The sequence below is a fragment of the Candidatus Kaelpia imicola genome (assembly GCA_030765505.1).
Classification (GTDB): Bacteria; Omnitrophota; Gorgyraeia; order Kaelpiales; family Kaelpiaceae; genus Kaelpia; species Kaelpia imicola.
In genome coordinates this window covers 35,140-53,165 of the sequence record JAVCCL010000043.1, presented here as the reverse complement: position 1 = coordinate 53,165, position 18,026 = coordinate 35,140, and the positions used below count along the sequence as shown (strand labels likewise).

At 39.5% G+C, this 18,026-nt stretch carries 21 protein-coding genes; all 21 read right to left on the bottom strand.

Translation table 11 applies throughout. The features are described from left to right. Positions 1 to 4 precede the first annotated feature (4 nt). Complete coding sequence (locus P9L98_06830) at positions 5 to 196, bottom strand: MerR family transcriptional regulator (GenBank protein ID MDP8217005.1); 192 nt, start codon at positions 194 to 196, stop codon at positions 5 to 7. 74 nt (positions 197 to 270) lie between these two features. Further along, on the bottom strand, positions 271 to 1,257 hold the full coding sequence (gene rfaD, locus P9L98_06825) for an ADP-glyceromanno-heptose 6-epimerase (protein ID MDP8217004.1): 987 nt from the start codon (positions 1,255 to 1,257) through the stop codon (positions 271 to 273). Continuing rightward, complete coding sequence (locus P9L98_06820; GenBank protein MDP8217003.1) at positions 1,258 to 1,731, bottom strand: flavodoxin domain-containing protein; 474 nt, start codon at positions 1,729 to 1,731, stop codon at positions 1,258 to 1,260. A 23-nt stretch (positions 1,732 to 1,754) separates the two neighbouring features. Continuing rightward, the gene (gene thyX, locus P9L98_06815) at positions 1,755 to 2,489 is read right to left on the bottom strand and encodes an FAD-dependent thymidylate synthase (GenBank protein MDP8217002.1); all 735 of its coding nucleotides are present in this window, start codon (positions 2,487 to 2,489) and stop codon (positions 1,755 to 1,757) included. Position 2,490: 1 nt separating this feature from the next. After that, on the bottom strand, positions 2,491 to 2,898 hold the full coding sequence (locus P9L98_06810) for a bifunctional nuclease family protein (GenBank protein ID MDP8217001.1): 408 nt from the start codon (positions 2,896 to 2,898) through the stop codon (positions 2,491 to 2,493). A gap of 23 nt (positions 2,899 to 2,921) precedes the next feature. After that, a complete protein-coding gene (locus P9L98_06805; GenBank protein MDP8217000.1) occupies positions 2,922 to 3,116 on the bottom strand; it encodes a DUF6485 family protein in 195 nt (64 codons plus the stop codon). Positions 3,117 to 3,166: 50 nt separating this feature from the next. Further along, positions 3,167 to 5,257 carry an LPS assembly protein LptD gene (lptD, locus tag P9L98_06800; GenBank protein MDP8216999.1) on the bottom strand — a complete coding sequence of 697 codons (2,091 nt, stop codon included), beginning with the start codon at positions 5,255 to 5,257 and terminating at the stop codon, positions 3,167 to 3,169. A gap of 23 nt (positions 5,258 to 5,280) precedes the next feature. Next, positions 5,281 to 5,934: a fructose-6-phosphate aldolase gene (fsa, locus tag P9L98_06795; GenBank protein MDP8216998.1), complete on the bottom strand. Its 654-nt coding sequence runs from the start codon at positions 5,932 to 5,934 to the stop codon at positions 5,281 to 5,283. Further along, the gene (locus P9L98_06790; protein ID MDP8216997.1) at positions 5,931 to 6,884 is read right to left on the bottom strand and encodes an ROK family protein; all 954 of its coding nucleotides are present in this window, start codon (positions 6,882 to 6,884) and stop codon (positions 5,931 to 5,933) included. The genes fsa and P9L98_06790 overlap by 4 nt, the downstream gene beginning before the upstream one ends. A gap of 20 nt (positions 6,885 to 6,904) precedes the next feature. Next, the gene (locus P9L98_06785; protein ID MDP8216996.1) at positions 6,905 to 8,197 is read right to left on the bottom strand and encodes a GGDEF domain-containing protein; all 1,293 of its coding nucleotides are present in this window, start codon (positions 8,195 to 8,197) and stop codon (positions 6,905 to 6,907) included. Continuing rightward, complete coding sequence (locus P9L98_06780; GenBank protein MDP8216995.1) at positions 8,190 to 9,605, bottom strand: sensor domain-containing diguanylate cyclase; 1,416 nt, start codon at positions 9,603 to 9,605, stop codon at positions 8,190 to 8,192. Before P9L98_06780 ends, P9L98_06785 begins: the two co-directional genes overlap by 8 nt. Before the next feature lie 8 nt (positions 9,606 to 9,613). After that, positions 9,614 to 10,717: a sn-glycerol-3-phosphate ABC transporter ATP-binding protein UgpC gene (ugpC, locus tag P9L98_06775; protein MDP8216994.1), complete on the bottom strand. Its 1,104-nt coding sequence runs from the start codon at positions 10,715 to 10,717 to the stop codon at positions 9,614 to 9,616. A 79-nt stretch (positions 10,718 to 10,796) separates the two neighbouring features. Next, positions 10,797 to 11,258: a transposase family protein gene (locus P9L98_06770; protein MDP8216993.1), complete on the bottom strand. Its 462-nt coding sequence runs from the start codon at positions 11,256 to 11,258 to the stop codon at positions 10,797 to 10,799. Positions 11,259 to 11,344: 86 nt separating this feature from the next. Next, positions 11,345 to 12,292: a hypothetical protein gene (locus P9L98_06765; protein MDP8216992.1), complete on the bottom strand. Its 948-nt coding sequence runs from the start codon at positions 12,290 to 12,292 to the stop codon at positions 11,345 to 11,347. Between the two features lie 243 nt (positions 12,293 to 12,535). Beyond that, positions 12,536 to 13,774, bottom strand: coding sequence for a beta-ketoacyl-ACP synthase II (fabF, locus tag P9L98_06760; protein MDP8216991.1), 1,239 nt, complete (start codon positions 13,772 to 13,774; stop codon positions 12,536 to 12,538). A gap of 61 nt (positions 13,775 to 13,835) precedes the next feature. Beyond that, positions 13,836 to 14,081 (bottom strand): acyl carrier protein, encoded by a 246-nt coding sequence (locus P9L98_06755; GenBank protein ID MDP8216990.1) that lies wholly within the window; start codon positions 14,079 to 14,081, stop codon positions 13,836 to 13,838. Positions 14,082 to 14,161: 80 nt separating this feature from the next. Beyond that, a complete protein-coding gene (gene fabG / locus P9L98_06750; GenBank protein ID MDP8216989.1) occupies positions 14,162 to 14,905 on the bottom strand; it encodes a 3-oxoacyl-[acyl-carrier-protein] reductase in 744 nt (247 codons plus the stop codon). After that, complete coding sequence (gene fabD, locus P9L98_06745; GenBank protein MDP8216988.1) at positions 14,889 to 15,860, bottom strand: ACP S-malonyltransferase; 972 nt, start codon at positions 15,858 to 15,860, stop codon at positions 14,889 to 14,891. Before fabD ends, fabG begins: the two co-directional genes overlap by 17 nt. Before the next feature lie 10 nt (positions 15,861 to 15,870). After that, positions 15,871 to 16,848, bottom strand: a complete 978-nt coding sequence (locus P9L98_06740; protein MDP8216987.1) for a beta-ketoacyl-ACP synthase III — start codon at positions 16,846 to 16,848, stop codon at positions 15,871 to 15,873. Positions 16,849 to 16,862: 14 nt separating this feature from the next. Continuing rightward, complete coding sequence (plsX, locus tag P9L98_06735) at positions 16,863 to 17,849, bottom strand: phosphate acyltransferase PlsX (GenBank protein MDP8216986.1); 987 nt, start codon at positions 17,847 to 17,849, stop codon at positions 16,863 to 16,865. Continuing rightward, positions 17,839 to 18,021, bottom strand: a complete 183-nt coding sequence (rpmF, locus tag P9L98_06730) for a 50S ribosomal protein L32 (GenBank protein ID MDP8216985.1) — start codon at positions 18,019 to 18,021, stop codon at positions 17,839 to 17,841. The genes plsX and rpmF overlap by 11 nt, the downstream gene beginning before the upstream one ends. Between the last annotated feature and the right edge of the window lie 5 nt (positions 18,022 to 18,026).

Here is an 18,026-nt window from a genome sequence, read left to right as displayed (position 1 = left end):
CTTATCATCTGCCAAGAATTCTTTTTAATTTTTGGATGTCTATCCAGCTATACTCTCTCCATCTATTTATTGGATTACGCCTAGCCTTAGGGGAAATCCCTCTCTTCTCATATCTAAGGAGCGTCTGTTTGGATATACCGAGATAACCGGCAACCTCTCTTACTGAGTAGAATTTCTTTTCTTCGTTAATAATCATTTGTCCCTACTTAATATACTTTAATACTACTTGATATATTTTGATATATCCTAACGGCTTTGTCAAGAGAAAAGTTAAATACTGAGATAGGCTTTTGGTTCTAGATAATTTTTAACATAATCCGATACGGCTAGATTAAAGTCATAGCATTTCCAGTTATAGCCGGCATTGTTAATCTTTGAAATATCAGCCTGAGTAAAGTACTGGTACTGCTCTTTTAGCTCCTGAGGCATATCGATATACTCTATGTCAGGCTCCAAGCCTAAAGCCCCAAAGACCGCTTCAGCAAGCTGATTGAAAGAGTGCGCCTCTCCTGTACCGATATTATAAATTCCACCCAAATCTCTATTTTCAAAGAAGAGAAGACTCATCTTGACCGCATCTTTCAGATAAATAAAATCTCTCATCTGCTCACCGTCTATAATTCCGTCCCTATAGGATTTAAATAACCTCACCTCTCCTCTCTCTTTAATCTGTTCATAGGCCTTGACGATAAAACTTCTCATCTGGCCCTTATGATATTCGTTGGGGCCATAGACATTAAAATATTTAAGCCCTGCCATCTTCCCTAAAACCTTGTTATGTCTTGCCCAGATATCAAACCACTGTTTAGAATATCCATAGTAGTTTAACGGCTTAAGATTAAACAGCTCTTCTCCGCTATCACTAAAACCTAAAGAGCCGCTACCGTAGGTAGCTGCGGATGATGCATATATAAACCTAATATCGTTCTTAAGAGCAAACCTTGCCAAATGCCTACTATAGTTATAATTGTTCTCAATTAAATAACCCAAGTCTCTCTCTATTGTAGAGCTGCAGGCGCCGAGATGGAATATAGTATCTATACTGCTGGAATTAAAACTACCATCCAAGATTCCAGATAGAAAATCGTTCTTATCAATCAATTCATTGAATTTTAAATTGGCTATATTCTTCTGCTTCTCATTCTCTCCTAACTCATCTACGACAATAATATTTTCTAACCCTTTTCTGTTTAAGGCCCAAACTATTCCGCTACCGATAAAACCGCAGCCGCCTGTTATAATTATTCTCTCTCTCATCTACCGGCTTACTCTATTTATCAGCTTAACTATCCTAGAGGCAAACCTTATGCAATTATCCTCAACTCTCTTATCCGGAGAACCAATGCTCACCGCACCGTAATGGTCACCTTTAGGATTGCCCTGAACTATCATACCGTGAATAAGCATCGCATTTATAATATCCAAAACCGTGGTCTCATTGCCCCCTGCTATATTTGCGGCTGAAGAGAATGCGGCTCCTATCTTACCGTCCAGCTGACCGTGAAACTTTACACTCTGGTCAAAAAGCTGCTTTAGTTCCGCTGCCATAGAACCATAGTAGGTCGGAGAGCCCACAATGATAGCATCGTACTTTAAAAACTCATCCACTCCTATATCCAGAGCAGATTTTAAATCACAATCTATGCTCATGGATAACTCCGCTGTAATTAATTTGGCCATCTTCTCTGTATTGCCTGTCTTAGAATAATAGAGAACTAAAGCTTTTGCCATCTCTTGACCCTCCCCTTTTTTGATTAAGAATCGTTTAAGAGATTATCCTTCGTTAAATAGCGGCCGCAGGGAAACTTTTCACTCTCAGGGCAATATCCCAATGAGACACATTTAGCATCAACATTCTCAAATAGTATAGGCAGACTACTCTTACATATCTTAAGCATCTCTTGAGCAAGAGCCCTGATCTCCCATTGAGCCCGGCTGCAGAGTCTGAGCTTAAAGAAATGCATCAACTCTCTTAAGTTCATCGTCATCGCTATCTTTTTCTCGCAAGCTCCGGGAAGAACAAACCTTACATCCTGATTAGCCTTCTCACCCGGGATACCCTTCTCCTTTAAAAAATCCAACATCTTATTATAAGAACTCTGAATACCGGATAACAGATCTTCAAATATCTTTTTAATCTCAGGATCACTCTTTATAGAGTCAGGTACTATATAATCAAAATCCTGCTCTCTTACATAACGCTGACTCTGCTGAGAGAAAGAGGCAATTCTATGCCTTACAAGCTGGTGAGAACATACCCGGGAGATACCATCTATCGTAAAAGTAAAGCTTGCATGCTCCAAAGGACTCTCATGACCTGAGGCTAAGATGTTTTCAATAAAACCTTTAATCTCATCATCATCCTCAACCCCATTAAAGATATCCCCCGCAGTGTTGCTGCTATAGCATTGACGGGCAGCTGAATAGATAACTTTAAGCGCCTCCGGTGTCTGAGATAGTAATTTAACTTTTAGTTTAAATTCTGCCATACTACTTTCTCTCTACCTGTTTTAGAAGAGCATCTCCAGCGAATATCGGGACCTCAGCCCTAAGAGCCAAAGCTATTGAGTCGGAAGGCCTGGCATCTATCTCTATTTTTTCACCATCCTCACGCTCTATGATAATCCTGGCATAGAATATGTTGTTCTCGAGCCTCTCTATTACTATCTTATCCAGTCTTCCTTTAAGCCGTTTTATGATATCGTTTAAAAGATCGTGGGTAAGCGGGCGAGGCGGGTTAAATCCGCTCACCTTCATCTTTATGGCACTAGCCTCTATTATACCTATTACAATTGGAAGCAGTCTCTCGCCATCTTTCTCTTTCAAGACTATCACCTGCTCTCCGCGGCGCTCATCTATCCTGATCCTAACCAAATCCATCTCTATAAGCTCTCTCATATTAAAATCCTTAAATAATATATCTAAGATCTGTAACTACGGATAAAGTTCTCAATAGACCTATCATATGTTTTCTCTTCCCTGCTGCTGAAATAACAGGCTGGAAGCTCCCCTCTATCCTTATGATACTTTATACACTCACAGCAGATACCTCTCTTACTGCAGCCGGAATAACTGCAATTACAGAATTTCATATTTTTGTCTTTTTTACATTCCATAGCAATGCCTGATTTTATGAATTTTAACCTCTATAAAAATAAGTGCTGAATTAGTCTCCAGCGCTATAAGACTGCGAAAAGCTAAAAGGATGTTCAGGAAAAGCCTTGCAGGTAAATATCACAAATATTGTCTTGTCGTTATCCAGTCTGTTATTTATAAAAGAAAGCTTTCCGTCCCAGCAATGAAGATCCCTGTATATCGCAAATTCCTGACGCTCAAAAGAGGAGTTCTGGAATTCATACCTCTGATATACCTTAAACCTCCACTTTTCGTTTATTCTATAACTAAACTCCGTTGTAAGCTGAGCTGAACTATCTCTTTCATATCTCTCTCCTAAAGATAACTGCCACCTATCTTTATCTATAACCATATCAAAACTGGCAGTATTTAACCTGCCTGGCTTGATATCGTAACTATAATCATTCTCGAAACGGAACCAATCTCTGGGCCTGTAATCCAACTCTAATTCAGCTTCACCCCACCTGCTTCCTCCATCAATAGAGCAATCATAATAGGCTGAGATATCGGCCTGGAGGAGATCTCTCTTTTTAACATCTCCATTAACTTCTGATTTTATCTGCCAAAGATTCTCTAGAGTTAAGGTTATTCTGCTCTTTCTCTCTATCTCATCCAACTCATCAAACTGCATCAGGTCTACCTTGGATATTGTAGGCTCAGCTATATACTCGTAATTAAATATCGGTGTAATAATATGTCTTACGGCATTGGCTTGAGTAAAAAGAAAATTACCGGAAGCAGGGTTGAAAACTTTATAGAACCTTGTCGAACTATCGAATCCGGTATAGAGATTTCCTCTTAAAATATGTTCTTTACCGCTAATCTTTTTAGAATAGAATGTCTCTCTCACACCCAGATAAGGACTGAAGTTAAGAAAACCGAAATATTTCTTCACATGACTCAACTCATTATAGGTATCAAATCTCCAGACGTCATAATCAGTATCTGAGTCAGCATATTTTTTTGTCAGATTAGAGAAATAGGTATTGGAGCTATAGTAATAGTTTGTCTTCTTGATTCTGAGATCGTTGATATCAATCCCCAGTTCAGGAAGTCTCTCAACTTCGGTAAAAAAATGATTTGCCCGTTTTTTTATGTTTAGACTGAGGATAGCATTAGAATATCTTCTTGTCATATAGAGATAGGTCTCTGGATCTGAATCCTCGTCATACTCTCTTTCAAAATAGTCTTTCAGAAAGTCTATATCGCTGATCTTATTATACTCTGCATATATTGAGGTCTTATCATCCGGGTTCCAGCTATGCCTAAGGCTCACTCTAAACCTGTCATTGTCTTGATAAGCAGACTCTTTTTCGTTCATATAGTAATATTTAACAACACCCTCTCCAACAGCGCTCTTATACTGATGCTCCAGGCCGTGGGCAATACCTTTTTTCTCCCGGTAATCCAGTCTTATACGGCCTTCGTTCTTCTCATTAAGAGAGTACCTATATGAGCTTAAGATATACCAGCCCCATTTATCACTCTTTCCCGGTATAATCATAAAAGGAGCCTTTCTGTCTTTTAAAGACTGCTTGAAATAGGGCAGATAAAATATAGGGGCATTACGGATATAGAATACAACATGTTTTGCAATAATCCTATCTTCAGGAAATATTTTAATCGTCTTTGCTTCTAACCTGTAATGGGGGTTCTCTAAATCACAGGTTGTCATATAGGCGCGTTTGATAAGATATTTAGACTCCTCATACTCCAGAGCTTCTAGACCCTTGCCGTACCAAGGCCCGTAATCTTTAAAAGTCGGCTCTATAATCTTACCTTCGTTATCTTTGAAAGAATAGCTTATCTCCTCGGCGTAAAAAACCGCATTACCTTTTACAAATTTTACATCCCCTTGAGCCAGAGCTCTCTCTTCATCAAGCCAGACAGTTATCTTATCTGCATAGAGCTTCATCCCTTTGGATATTACCTCTACATTACCCTCTCCTACCATAACCTGTCTCTCGGGGTCATACTCAACCCTATCGCCATTAACCGTTATCGGACTCTTCAGCTCAACCTCATCAGCCAAGCCAATTCTTGCTAAGAATAATAGAGACAAAAGGGGGATGGCTATAACGTTAATATGTTTTGAAATTACTCTTTCTGATTTTAAAAACATAAATATCTCTATAATTTAAAAACTTAGACTTTAACCTTCTTAACCTTCTCCCAATCCTTCAAGAACCGCTCTATACCGATATCGGTAAGAGGATGATTGAAGAGTTTACTTAAAACGCCAAAAGGTAAGGCTGCAATGTCAGCACCTATTAAAGCAGCCTCTACAACATGCAGCGGATGTCTCACACTCGCTACGATAATCTCGGTATTGAAACCGTAATTGTCATATATATCTTTTATGGCTTCAACCAGATGGATACCATGGAAACTTATATCATCAAGCCTGCCTATAAAAGGACTGATATAGCTGGCCCCGGCTTTAGCAGCAAGCAATGCTTGAGCAGGAGAGAAACAGAGCGTAACGTTAGTCCTGATACCTTCAGTATTCAATATCTTTACAGTTTTCAAACCCTCTTTTGTAAGGGGAACTTTTACAACAACATTTTTACCATACTGATTAAGCTCTCTAGCCTCCTCGACCATACCTCCGGAGTCCTCGGCTATAACCTCAAGAGAGACAGGCCCGGATACAATCCCTACAATCTCTTTTGCAATCTCATTAAAAGAACTCTCCTCTTTTGAAACCAACGTAGGATTGGTAGTCACCCCATCCAACACCCCCCAGCTATTAGCCTCTCTGATCTCATCTACATTCGCGGTATCCAGAAAAAACTTCATTTCGATCTCCTCTCTTTTAAATTACATCTTCCTAAGAGCCCTGCCCCTATAACCCCGGACCTATCTTTAAAACGGGCTCTAACTATACTAACACTCTTTGCCTGAATGTCCATAGCTTGCTCTTTAAGATAACATCTCAAAGGTTTAAAGAGGCTCTCTCCTGCATTGGAGATTCCACCTCCGATTACAATCTTCTCCAGATTCAAAACATTGACAACCCCAACTAAAGCCTGGGCCAATTTAGAGGCCGCATAGTCCCAAAATTCTACTGAGAATCTATCCCCTGAAAGAGCAGCATGAGCAGCATCTTCAAGTTTTAACTCAGCAAAATCTATCTTGTTTAAAAGACTCTCGCTATCCTTAAGCCGCCTCTTAAGATAACCAAGCAGCTTTCTATTGCCGATATAACTCTCTAAACAACCTCTGTTGCCGCAACTGCACTTGGGGCCATTGGGATTCAGCTGAATATGGCCAATCTCAGCGGCAGCATTGTTGCACCCTCGATATACCTCTCTATTCAATATTAAACCTCCGCCGACACCTGTACCTAAAGCAACCATCAGCATGCTGCTGCAGCCTTTGCCAGAACCAAGCTGATACTCCGCAAGAGCAGCCAGATTAACATCATTATCAATGAAAACAGGAATATTGACAGCGGCTCTTAAGAGCTTTTTAAAATCAACATCATCCCAGTTGAGAAAGTTAGTAAGAGAGTAGATATAACCCTCTTCGTAGTTTATAAGTCCAGGTAATCCACAGGTTATAGATTTGATGTGATACTTCTTTGACAAAATTTCAAAGCTATCTTTGATTACTAAAATTACATCTTGAGGAGTTATCTCTTTATTTAAAGTGTAAGTCTTAAAATCTATAAACTTCAATTCAGGGTCAAACAACCCTATTTTTAAATTTGTACCGCCAATATCCACTCCCATATAAGAACTCTTCATAATTTTTAAAATAACTCGATCTATTTGATTAAACTATAAGCTATCGCCTTGTTCCTCCCCTTTCTCTTAGCATAGTAGAGCGCCATATCGGCTTTCTCTACCAACCCTATATAACTCTTAGCATCTTCGGCCAGAGAAGAGAGACCTATCGATACTGTAATATTGAGAACCTCATCATAAGCATGAAATGTATATCTTTCAACTGCTTTTCTTATACGCTCCGATACCTCCATACCATTATCCAGACTTGTATCCGGCAAAAAGATGCAGAACTCTTCACCTCCATACCTCCCTACAATATCTATCTCACGCACATTCTGCTGAACTATCTTTGCAGTCTCTTTTAATACTACGTCTCCGACAAGATGACCAAAGGTATCATTACAATTTTTAAATCTATCCAGATCAAGCATCAGAAAACAGGCATCTCCCTTTTTCTCTTTAATTCTATCCAGCTCTTCTCTGCAAACATCCTGAAAATGTTTTCTTACAAAGACTTGAGTCAATTCATCTGTAATAGCAAGTTCCTGAACTTTATTGTAGAGTTTGAGCTTTCTTAAAGTAAGAGAGAGGAAACCAGAGAGCGTATGAGCAAGGTCAATCTTATCTTCTGCTAAATCTTCAAATACCAGAATACCTTTAATCTTACCCTCTAAAATAATAGGGATAAGATACATCTTATTACCCAAATTGCTCTGTCCCAATTTTGTAAATAGGGGATTCAGATCCTCGCCATCATAGAACCCAGGCTCTTCTTCAGTCAATATCTTCTCAGAATCCAGTATATCCTTATAATTTATATTCTCTTTTAACTCACAACTGTTGCGCTTAGGATATATGAAGATACTATAACTCTTCTCCCCCTCAAATATTAAGAGGGCAAGAAAATTAATATCGAAACTTCCCTTAACGATACTTGTAATAACAGGCGGCAGCTGTTGAAGGTACATAACCTTTGTAAGTTCTTTGCTTATTTCAAAAAAACCTGTTATCTTTGTAACATCCGACTGAAGCTGCTTGTTAACCCCATCCATCTCTGACAACTTATCTTCGCTCTTGGTAAATTGCAGCTCCATATTTTTATGTTCAGAGCTTAGGCTCTGAAACTCTTCTTTAATTATACCCCTGTTAATAAAATCGATTAAAGAGAGCATGAGGTAGAGAACTAACCAGGGCAGGTAAGTCATGATATCCAGCTTCTTAAGATATAAGACTAAGAAGAAAGAGATAACCGCAAAGATGATCTTAAATCTGACATCTCTCTTGATTACAAAGATAATAACCAAAATTAGTAGAAAAAGAGACTCACTCATAGATTACTATGTTCTTACCGCTTCTCTTACCTTCATACAGCCTGGCATCGGAGAGCTCTATTAAAGACTGAGCTTCTCTCTTCTCTTCAGGATATATAGCCAGCCCTATCGTAACTGTTATATTTATAGTCTGCCGCCTTATCTTTATCTTGCTCTTCTCAATACTCTCCCGTATGCTCTCTGCCCTTTGAATCAGGCTATCCTTCTCATCGGAATTTAAAAGTATCAGAAACTCTTCTCCTCCGTAACGGCAGGCAAACTCATCTTTTTTCAACCTAGACTTAATAATCCGGGAGATGTTTTTAAGGATAAGGTCTCCGGTTATATGTCCATAGCTGTCATTACAATTTTTAAAATCATCAATATCTATCATCAGCAAGGCGAAATATACCGGTGACCCTCTTTTTAATCTGTTGCTAAGTAATCTTAAAAACTCCCTTCTAAGGTAAAAACTGGTCAAACTATCCTGGATCGCAAGCTCTTCCATCTTCTGAAAAAGGCGGGCATTATCTATGGCTATAGCTGATAACGCAGAGATAATATCTAAGAGACGCAGGTCGTCTACCGTAAATTCATCAGCGACATTGGAGTCTATCCTTAAAATACCCAGAAGTTTATCTCTGGATATAATAGGAGAGGCCAGAAGAGACCTAAACTCTCTACCGTAGGAAAACACCTCTTCAGAATCAAATCTAAAATCTCTTAAAATATCGTTTATAAGCAGCGGAGTACGCTGTCTGAATATCCAATGCTCGCAAGGATCTCCAGTCTTTGCTTTTATCTTAACTCTAGAAGAGAGAATGCAGGAGCTTGCAAGATTGAAGACATCCTTATTGCTGTCAAAAAGGTATATCATAGATACCTCGCCCCTGGAGATTATCTCTAAAGCCTTAGTAGAGATAACGTTCAATAATTCTTTAAGGTCTAAATTTGCAATTATATCTTCGGAGAATGTTCTCAAATGAGTAAATCTAAATATCTTCCTCTCCAACGCTTCATTTATCTTTACAAGCTCCAAATATTGAGCGTTGTTTACATTTACCTCTTCCTCGACCCCTTCCAGGCTAAGATTTATGGAATTTAGCTTCTTCTGGACTTTTATTTTCAAATAGCTGAACCTAAAAACAAAGATTAAAAAGAAGAGCAAAAAATACTGGATATAGGGTGAAGGGTACTTGACCGCAAAGAAGAATACCGTAAGAAGCAGCATCTCCAGAAGATAAAAGATAAGCCCTATCTCTATCTTGAAGAAGATAAGAAATGAAGCCGAAAAGACAATAAGCAGAAGAAATGGAAAATGAAACTTAAAATTCTGAAAAGATATGAGAAAGAACGAAAAGCTAACTACCTGAGAGATAAAGATGGATAGAAGGAGTAAATTCTTTTTTATACCGATACCGTTATTCATTTAAAAAATTAAACGATAGTTTTCTCGGTATCTCTGTCAAAAAAATGTATCTTGCCCATATCAAAGACTACTTCAAGATCTTGTCCAGCCTGAGCCTGCTCCTGGCCTCCAACCTTAGCAATAAAAGAGACGCCTCCTGCATTGAGGTAGAGGTAGACTTCAGAACCCATAGGCTCAACAACCTCCACATTGACATGTACTACATTTTCAGGCGGTGCTTCAGATACAAAAAGCTTATCATATATATCTTCCGGACGGATACCGAATATTAACTCTCTATCCAAGTAGTCCTTAATATAGGATGACATATCATCTACTATTCTAACCCGGAGGTTACCAGAATCAAAATAGAGCCGGCTATCAAATTCAACTATTCTACCCTCAATAAAGTTCATCGGCGGGGTACCTATAAAGCCCGCAACAAACTTATTGTCCGGCTTATTGTACAGAGTATGCGGATCTGCAATCTGCTGGATATAACCGTCTTTCATTACAACAACCTTCTCCCCCAGCGTCATAGCCTCCACCTGATCATGGGTAACATATATCATTGTAGACTGCAGCTTCTTATGCAGTTTGTTTAGCTCTGTTCTCATCTGGCCGCGCAGCTTAGCATCAAGATTGCTCAAAGGCTCATCAAACAGGAATACCAGAGGCTTTCTCACGATAGCTCTTCCAACAGCAACCCTCTGTTTCTCTCCGCCGGAGAGCTCCTTAGGCCTCCTCTTAAGCAAGTGCTTTATGCTTAAGATATCAGCCGCCTCATTTACCCTTCTATCTATCTCATCTTTAGGGTAGCTTCTTAACCTTAGACCAAAAGACATATTCTCATATACTGTCATATGAGGATAGAGAGCATAATTCTGAAAGACCATAGCTATATCTCTATCCTTAGCCGGAATATCATTGACTATCTTATCGCCGATAGAGATCTCACCCTCTGTAATCTCTTCTAAGCCGGCAATCATTCTAAGAGTGGTGGATTTGCCGCAACCGGAAGGACCAAGAAAGACAGTAAACTCTCCGCTCTCAATGTTGAGAGAAAATTCATTTACAGCCTCAATATCCCCTGAATAGACCTTACTGACTTTACTTAGTCTAACTTGTGGCATATCCAAAATATATACTTTATATCAACTTAATAGTCAAGCGGAAATTATATTAGCTGTATATTAGAACCCCGGGCAGCTCTTAATTTTCCTTGCTGCCGGAGTAATCAAGATAGAACAGGGTAGTCAAGCTCAGATTGAGTGAATACTTATCCTGTAATAATTTCTGCGCTTTAAGATAGCCTTTCCTGGATACCAAATCTTTTAAGAAATTCTCAAATGCCCTGGTATACCTTCTTGTAGATGCAAGACCCTCTATATTTTCAGTAAATGTTTTAATCAAACACTTATTATTAACACAGACAAACCTACGCTTATTTAACTCAATCTCAACTTTTCTATCTTGATTAGGTTTATCGAGGATAAGCTGCTTTCTATATTCATAGACTTTATTTGAGAGAACACCGCAATTAGGACAGCTTGCATATTCTTTATCTTTTTCAACTACAACCCTAACACCTGAAGTCAGAAGCTTTATCTCTCTCTTCTTAACATCTTTTAAATTAAGGACAATCTTACCTTTTACATTTCTCTCTCTTTTCATATCACGCCCTCTCCTCTAATAGAATATAAACCACATAATAACTATTTTGTCAAACTTTTAAATAAGTTTTTATTAAAAAGATTTTATTAATCCAAATAACTCAATAGATTGCTTAAAGAATAAGGCTCGAGATACTGATATATTCTTCTGACTCCGGGAATCCAATTCTCATTCCCCTTCCTTTCTTCTTCAGGCAGACCGTAAGTTGTAGGAGCATAGATTGCACCCAGATAAGCGATAAAATCAGTATTGGGATTAGCCAGCCTTAAATAATCATAATATTTATTTCTTACAGTACCAGATGCATAATGCGCCTGCTCAAGAAGGTTGGTACCAACTGCCTTTTTTACTCCAAACTCATTCCCGGTCTGACCGTTCTCATGCACCCTTATTGCAATTAAGAGTTTAATATTATTTTCTGATAATCCATACAAAACACCCATGCCTACAATGAAAGGTAGCTCCGGAGCAAAATCAGTATTTCTTGTGCTATTACCATAGGCAACATCCCAAATAGCTAAAGGATGGCTTTTCGGTATTGAAAAATCAAGAAATTCCCTGACGTCAAACTCTGACTCCGCTGACCTAAGTTCTGTAATAGAGCTTAGGTCCCAAGACTCCCTAAGGTAATCAGGGGTATATGTTACAAATATAGGTCTATCAAAATAGTTCAATTCTGTTAATAGATCATAACTTACTCCTAAATCCAAGCCATTCATCACAATTCTATTATTAGCATCATGTTTTAAAGTATAAAAATATTCACCTCTATAGGGAACATCAAACCTTAACATTAAATATCCGTTAAATATCTCGCTATCAGAATCAGGGAGCCAACGGTTTATATGGTCGTATACATTCAAGACATCATCACTACCTATATCGCTAACTTCATATAAGCTAAAAGTTTTAACAGAACCATAATCTAAATATTGAGTCCCATCAGGCCAATAGGTATTCTCTGCATAAGATACTGAGAAAACAGAAGATATAACTACCAAAAATAAAATTATAAAGTTATATACAACCTTCATTAAACAGATTTATACCATATAAACCTATATTTTTCAATATTTTGAAATATTTTTAAAAGTGATAAATTAATCCTGTTCTATTGAAGATAGACTCTCTAAATTATGATAAAATAGATAGACTAGAAAATAAAAAAAGCCCGCGACCCCTCTACTGCATGCCTCCAAAACCGCCGTATTCTAAAATATATATTAGGACTAAAAAAGAGTCAAGAATTATTTAAATTTTGGGGGTAAATACTTACCTTAGCTAAGTTTCTTGAATAATAAAGAGGCATTATGACCGCCAAAGCCCAGAGAGTTAGACAAGACTAAATTTAATTCGGCTTTACGGGCTTCATTGGGAACATAGTCTAAGTCGCACTCCGGATCAGGATACTCATAGTTGGTAGTTGGAGGTATGATACCGTCCCTTATGGCTAATACGGCTGCGATTGCTTCAACTCCTCCTGCAGCGCCAAGAAGATGACCGACCATAGACTTAATCGAACTTACAGGTACATTACCTGCATCTTCACCAAGTAATCTCTTTATGGCCTTAGTCTCCATCTTATCATTAAGCTGGGTAGACGTACCATGAGCATTGATATAATCCAGATCCCCGATATTAACTTCGGCGTCATCAAGGGCTTTCTTCATAGAATAGTATGCACCTTCTCCTTCAGGATTCGGAGCTGTCTGGTGATAGGCGTCACAGCTTGCCCCGTAACCGACAAATTCGGCATAGATATTAGCACCGCGCTTCTTTGCATGCTGATACTCTTCTAAAACTAATATTCCTGCCCCTTCTCCCATAATAAAACCATCCCTCTCTCTGTCAAACGGCCTGGATGCATGGGCAGGATCATCGTTTCTAGTTGAGAGCGCTTTAAGGGAACAGAACCCTCCTAATCCAAGATGTGTAATGCAGGATTCTGTACCGCCTGAGACCATGATATCAGCATCTCCACTCTGAATCATCCTCAAAGCACCTCCAAGAGAATGACTTCCAGAAGCGCAAGCTGTTACAACGCAGTGGTTGGGGCCTTTTAGCCCTAAAGCAATAGCAACCTGAGCGGGAGCAATATTCACTATCATTAGAGGAATAAGGAAAGGTGTTATCCTGCGAGCACCTTTTTCCTTGTATACTGTAACCTGATCCTCTATCAAACTGAGAGCTCCGATACCAGAACCTATGATAACACCGGCCTTATGTTCATCTATGTTCTCGATATTAAGACCTGAATCTCCCCAAGCTTTTCCAGCTGCACAGACTGCAAACTGGGTAAAACGCTCCATCCTTCTCAGGGCTTTACCCGAGATGTACTCACTGGGATCAAAATCCCGCACCTCTCCTGCAATACGTGACGTAAAAGCAGCTGCATCAAGTTGAGTTATGGAAGAGATCCCGTTTTTACCGCTGGTTACAGCAGCCCAAAACTCTTCCACCTCATTACCAAGAGGCGAGATAACTCCTAAACCTGTGACTACAACTCGTCTTTTCATACCATTATAATATTATGCCGAGCATCGCTCGGCATAATCATCACTTTAAAAACTATCTAAATTATTCCTCCTTACTACCTGCTTTCTCTCCTATGTACTTAACAGCGTCTGATACCATGCGAATCTTCTCAGCATCTTCATCCGGTATTTCAATACCAAACTCTTCCTCAAAAGCCATTACAAGCTCAACTGTATCGAGAGAATCAGCACCTAAATCATCTACAAAAGAGGCATTATCCGTAATCTCATCCTCTTTAACATTTAATTGTTCTGAAATAATCTTCTTCACTTTTTCTGCTACTCCCATATCATTCCTCCTTTCAATTATTAACAATAAGGTTAAATCTATATATCATATTCAATCAATTTAGTCAATATTTTATAAAATTAGGATATCATACCACCGTCTACCACTATAACCTGAGATGTAATATAACCAGAGAGATTTGAAGCTAAGAAGAGTGCTGCCTTGGCAACATCATCCGGTTCCCCAAACCTCTTAAGAGCAATACCATCCAACATCTTAGCCTTTACTTCATCTCCTAAATCATCGGTCATCTTAGTCTTTATAAAACCAGGCGCTATTGCATTTACATTTATATTTCTTGAGGCAAACTCTTTAGCCAGAGACTTGGTAAGAGCAATGAGGCCGCCTTTAGAAGCTGCATAGTTGGCCTGCCCCGCGCTGCCAACAATACCTATAATAGAGGCTATATTTATTATCCTGCCGCCTCTATTCTTTATCATATGTTTAGATATAACTTTGCTGCAGTTAAAAGCTCCTTTTAAATTAACCTTTAAGACAATATCCCAATCCTCTTCACTCATTCTGAGAAGAAGATTATCTCTTGTAATACCGGCATTATTTATAAGAATATCTATTTTCTCAAATTTCTCTAAAGAGCTGGCCAGAGCATCCTCAACCTCCTTAATATTAGAGATATCAGAGACCAGACCCAGGGCCTCTCTGCCTCTAGACTCAACTTCAGAGACTGTACTTAAAATACTCTCTCTATCTAAATCCAGACAGATTATATCCGCCCCCTGATCTGCAAATATTAAAGCTATTCTTTTTCCTATACCTCTGCCGGCACCTGTTATTAAAGCAACTCTGTCATCCAGCATACCCATGGTTTACCTCCTCTAAGATTAACTCCTGATAAAGGTTTTCAATATCGTTATAGTTCTCTATATTATAGACTATCAGATTGGGATCTATCTTACGCAACAAACCTTTCAATCTTTTACCGCAGCCAATCTCCAAAAAACTGGTCAGACCGGAATCTATCATAACCTTAACACAGTCCAGCCATAGTGTGGTACGGTTGACCTGATTTATGAGGTTGGCTTTTATCTCCTGCGGAAAGAAAGAGTAATACGCGTTTACATTGCTTAAGACTGTAATCTCAGGTTTTAAGACAGTCAGATCCTTCAAATAGAGCATAAGTTTTCGTGCTGCAGGCTCCATCAAAGAACTATGAAAAGCTCCGGAAACATTCAGCCTCATAACGCGCTTGGCGCCTCTATCCAAAGCCATAGTTTCAGCTTTTTTGATAACCCCGGGGCTTCCCGCTATAACTATCTGGTTGGGAGAGTTGATATTTGCAATCTCAGCCCCTGTATTCCCTGCTATCTCCTCCAAGATATCTCTATCCAGACCGATAATAGCACTCATCTGCCCTTCATTCTCTTTAGAAGCCTCTTCCATAAACTCTCCCCTTCTCCTAGTAAGAAGCAATCCATCTTCAAAAGATATTGAAGAAGCAGCCACCAAGGATGCATACTCTCCAAGACTCAGACCGGCGGTAATAGCAGGTTTTATCAGACCCCCGGACTCTTTGGTAAAGAAATACTCTTCTAAACACCTTAAAGTTACAACAGATACGAGAAATACGGCCGGCTGACAATTTTTAGTCTTCGTAAGCTCCTCTATCGGACCAAAAAAACAGAGCCTCATAATGTCAAAACCCAGCATATTATTAGCTTCGTGGAACATCTCTTTAGCTAAATCAAAATGCTCATAGAGATCATGTCCCATACCTATATATTGAGAACCCTGACCAGGGAATATATAACCTAACTTCATAATCTAACCTCTAGCTAACCTTGATTGCAGCCGCACCCCAGGTAAGACCGCCGCCAAACGCAACCAAGAGCAGTATATCATCTTTATTTATATTTTTTAAATCCAAAACCTCACAGAGTGCAACAGCACCTGAAGCACTAGACATATTGCCGTATCTATCTATATTGACAAATACCTGTTCTTTTTTCAATCCAAGCATCTTAGCGGTCGCCCATATTATTCTGGAGTTTGCCTGATGAGGAATAAGCTGCTTGACATCTGTTTTCTCCAGCCCCGCTCTTTTAAGTGCCACCTCTGCAGAGTTAGCCATAATTTTAACCGCAATTTTAAACAGCTCATTTCCCCGCATCCTAAGGTAATGCAGCCTCTGATCCACTGTCTTATGTGTTGACGGATTTCTGGACCCGCCTCCGGGAAGATAGAGCAATTCGTCTTTGGTACCATCCGCACCCAGGTAACTGCTTAAAATCCCGCCGCTCTCTACTTCCGATAAAACAACAGCCCCGGCTCCATCCCCAAATAAGATACAGGTGTTTCTATCCTCCCAATCAGCTATCGCTGATAACTTCTCAGCTCCGATAACCAGAGCATTCTTATAACCTAAACTAGATATCAAACCCCTTGCAACATCCATTGCATATATAAATCCTGAACAGGCCGCACTAATATCAAAACAGGCCGCATTCTCTGCTCCAATCTCTTTCTGTACAAAACAGGCGCTGGAAGGAAAAAACATATCCGGAGTGATGGTGGCAACTATGGTAAGTTCGATATCTTTCGGAGAGAGCCCTGCTCTCTCTATAGCTTGCCTTGCGGCTCTGGCGCTCATATCGCTGACCGCCATATCATCTCCCGCAATCCTTCTTGTCTTAATACCGGTCCTTGTTGTTATCCACTCATCTGTTGTATCAACCATCTTCTCCAGATCGGCGTTACTAAGCACTCTATCCGGGACATAAAAACCCCAGCCAACAATACCTATATTCATCTTCTCTCCTCTGCTTATACTAAAACTATTTTATCTCTAATCTTCTCTCTTAAACCCAGCTCAACCATCTCTTTAGCAACTTTAATAGAGTTCTTTATAGCCTTACTGGAAGAAGAGCCGTGACATATGATTATATTACCGTCTATGCCTAAAAGCGGAGCACCGCCATGCTCTGCATAATCCATATCCTGTTTCAATCTCTTTAAAACAGGCAGCATCAATAATGCACCTAATCTAGACAAAACCCCTTCCTTTATACGCTCTTTCAACAACTCTGCAATAGCCATGGCAACAGACTCAGAGACCTTTAAAGCAACATTACCTACAAACCCGTCTGCTATTATAACATCGCACTTACCGAAAAATATATCCCTGCCTTCTATATTACCTATGTAATTAGAAGCGCCTTCCTTAAGAAGAGTATTTACGCTCTTCATAAACTCAGTACCTTTAGACTCTTCTTCTCCAATATTGAGCAGACCTAGGCTGGGATTCTGTTTATCTAATATCAGTTCAGCGTAAGCTGCCCCCATAAGACCATACTGAAAAAGATGTAACGGCTTGGGATCGATATTGGCTCCCACATCTATCATCAATGAAAACCCTTTAACGGTTGGAAACATTATTGCAATACCTGGTCTCTCAACTTTTGGTAGGGTGCGTAAAATCATAGTCGCTGCGCAGACAACGGCCCCTGTATTACCTGCACTTATAAAGACATCTGCTTCTCTCTCCTTAAGCATCTTGATGGCTTTATTTATAGAAGAGTCCTTCTTTCTCCTCACGCTAAGCGCAGGGGCTTCATCCATAGCTATAACCTCTTTGGCATCAATAATATGAATACCCTCTCTTCCTTTAATAAGAGGAGAGATCTCGGAAGACCGGCCAACGAGGTATATCTCTATGTCAGATATCTCTCTCAAAGCCAACTGAGCACCCTGAACGCAGACTGCGGGGGCAAAATCTCCCCCCATTGCATCTATTGCAATCCTAACTTTCATCTTTTGCTACTACTCTCCTGCCTTTATAGAAACCGCAATGCGGGCAGATCCTATGCATCGGCTTGGGCTCCTTGCATTCCGGGCAGAGCGACACTGAAGGCTCTTTTATCTTCCAGTGGGTACGCCTTTTTTGAGACCGCGCATTGGAATGTCTCCTTTTCGGATTAGCCATCTAAA

Bases quoted from the DNA above. Each gene is read 5' to 3' on its own strand.
- fabG (MDP8216989.1), bottom strand. From the start codon at position 14,905: ATGGGTATGCTGGATGACAGAGTTGCTTTAATAACAGGTGCCGGCAGA.
- P9L98_06810 (MDP8217001.1), bottom strand. From the start codon at position 2,898: ATGAGAGAGCTTATAGAGATGGATTTGGTTAGGATCAGGATAGATGAG.
- P9L98_06740 (MDP8216987.1), bottom strand. From the start codon at position 16,848: ATGAATATAGGTATTGTTGGCTGGGGTTTTTATGTCCCGGATAGAGTG.
- rpmF (MDP8216985.1), bottom strand. From the start codon at position 18,021: ATGGCTAATCCGAAAAGGAGACATTCCAATGCGCGGTCTCAAAAAAGG.
- P9L98_06790 (MDP8216997.1), bottom strand. From the start codon at position 6,884: ATGAAGAGTTCTTATATGGGAGTGGATATTGGCGGTACAAATTTAAAA.
- P9L98_06785 (MDP8216996.1), bottom strand. From the start codon at position 8,197: ATGAGTGAGTCTCTTTTTCTACTAATTTTGGTTATTATCTTTGTAATC.
- rfaD (MDP8217004.1), bottom strand. From the start codon at position 1,257: ATGAGAGAGAGAATAATTATAACAGGCGGCTGCGGTTTTATCGGTAGC.
- fsa (MDP8216998.1), bottom strand. From the start codon at position 5,934: ATGAAGTTTTTTCTGGATACCGCGAATGTAGATGAGATCAGAGAGGCT.
- lptD (MDP8216999.1), bottom strand. From the start codon at position 5,257: ATGTTTTTAAAATCAGAAAGAGTAATTTCAAAACATATTAACGTTATA.
- ugpC (MDP8216994.1), bottom strand. From the start codon at position 10,717: ATGCCACAAGTTAGACTAAGTAAAGTCAGTAAGGTCTATTCAGGGGAT.
- P9L98_06765 (MDP8216992.1), bottom strand. From the start codon at position 12,292: ATGAAGGTTGTATATAACTTTATAATTTTATTTTTGGTAGTTATATCT.
- fabD (MDP8216988.1), bottom strand. From the start codon at position 15,860: ATGAAGTTAGGTTATATATTCCCTGGTCAGGGTTCTCAATATATAGGT.
- P9L98_06805 (MDP8217000.1), bottom strand. From the start codon at position 3,116: ATGGAATGTAAAAAAGACAAAAATATGAAATTCTGTAATTGCAGTTAT.
- P9L98_06770 (MDP8216993.1), bottom strand. From the start codon at position 11,258: ATGAAAAGAGAGAGAAATGTAAAAGGTAAGATTGTCCTTAATTTAAAA.
- P9L98_06820 (MDP8217003.1), bottom strand. From the start codon at position 1,731: ATGGCAAAAGCTTTAGTTCTCTATTATTCTAAGACAGGCAATACAGAG.
- P9L98_06755 (MDP8216990.1), bottom strand. From the start codon at position 14,081: ATGGGAGTAGCAGAAAAAGTGAAGAAGATTATTTCAGAACAATTAAAT.
- thyX (MDP8217002.1), bottom strand. From the start codon at position 2,489: ATGGCAGAATTTAAACTAAAAGTTAAATTACTATCTCAGACACCGGAG.
- fabF (MDP8216991.1), bottom strand. From the start codon at position 13,774: ATGAAAAGACGAGTTGTAGTCACAGGTTTAGGAGTTATCTCGCCTCTT.
- P9L98_06780 (MDP8216995.1), bottom strand. From the start codon at position 9,605: ATGAATAACGGTATCGGTATAAAAAAGAATTTACTCCTTCTATCCATC.
- plsX (MDP8216986.1), bottom strand. From the start codon at position 17,849: ATGAAAGTTAGGATTGCAATAGATGCAATGGGGGGAGATTTTGCCCCC.
- P9L98_06830 (MDP8217005.1), bottom strand. From the start codon at position 196: ATGATTATTAACGAAGAAAAGAAATTCTACTCAGTAAGAGAGGTTGCC.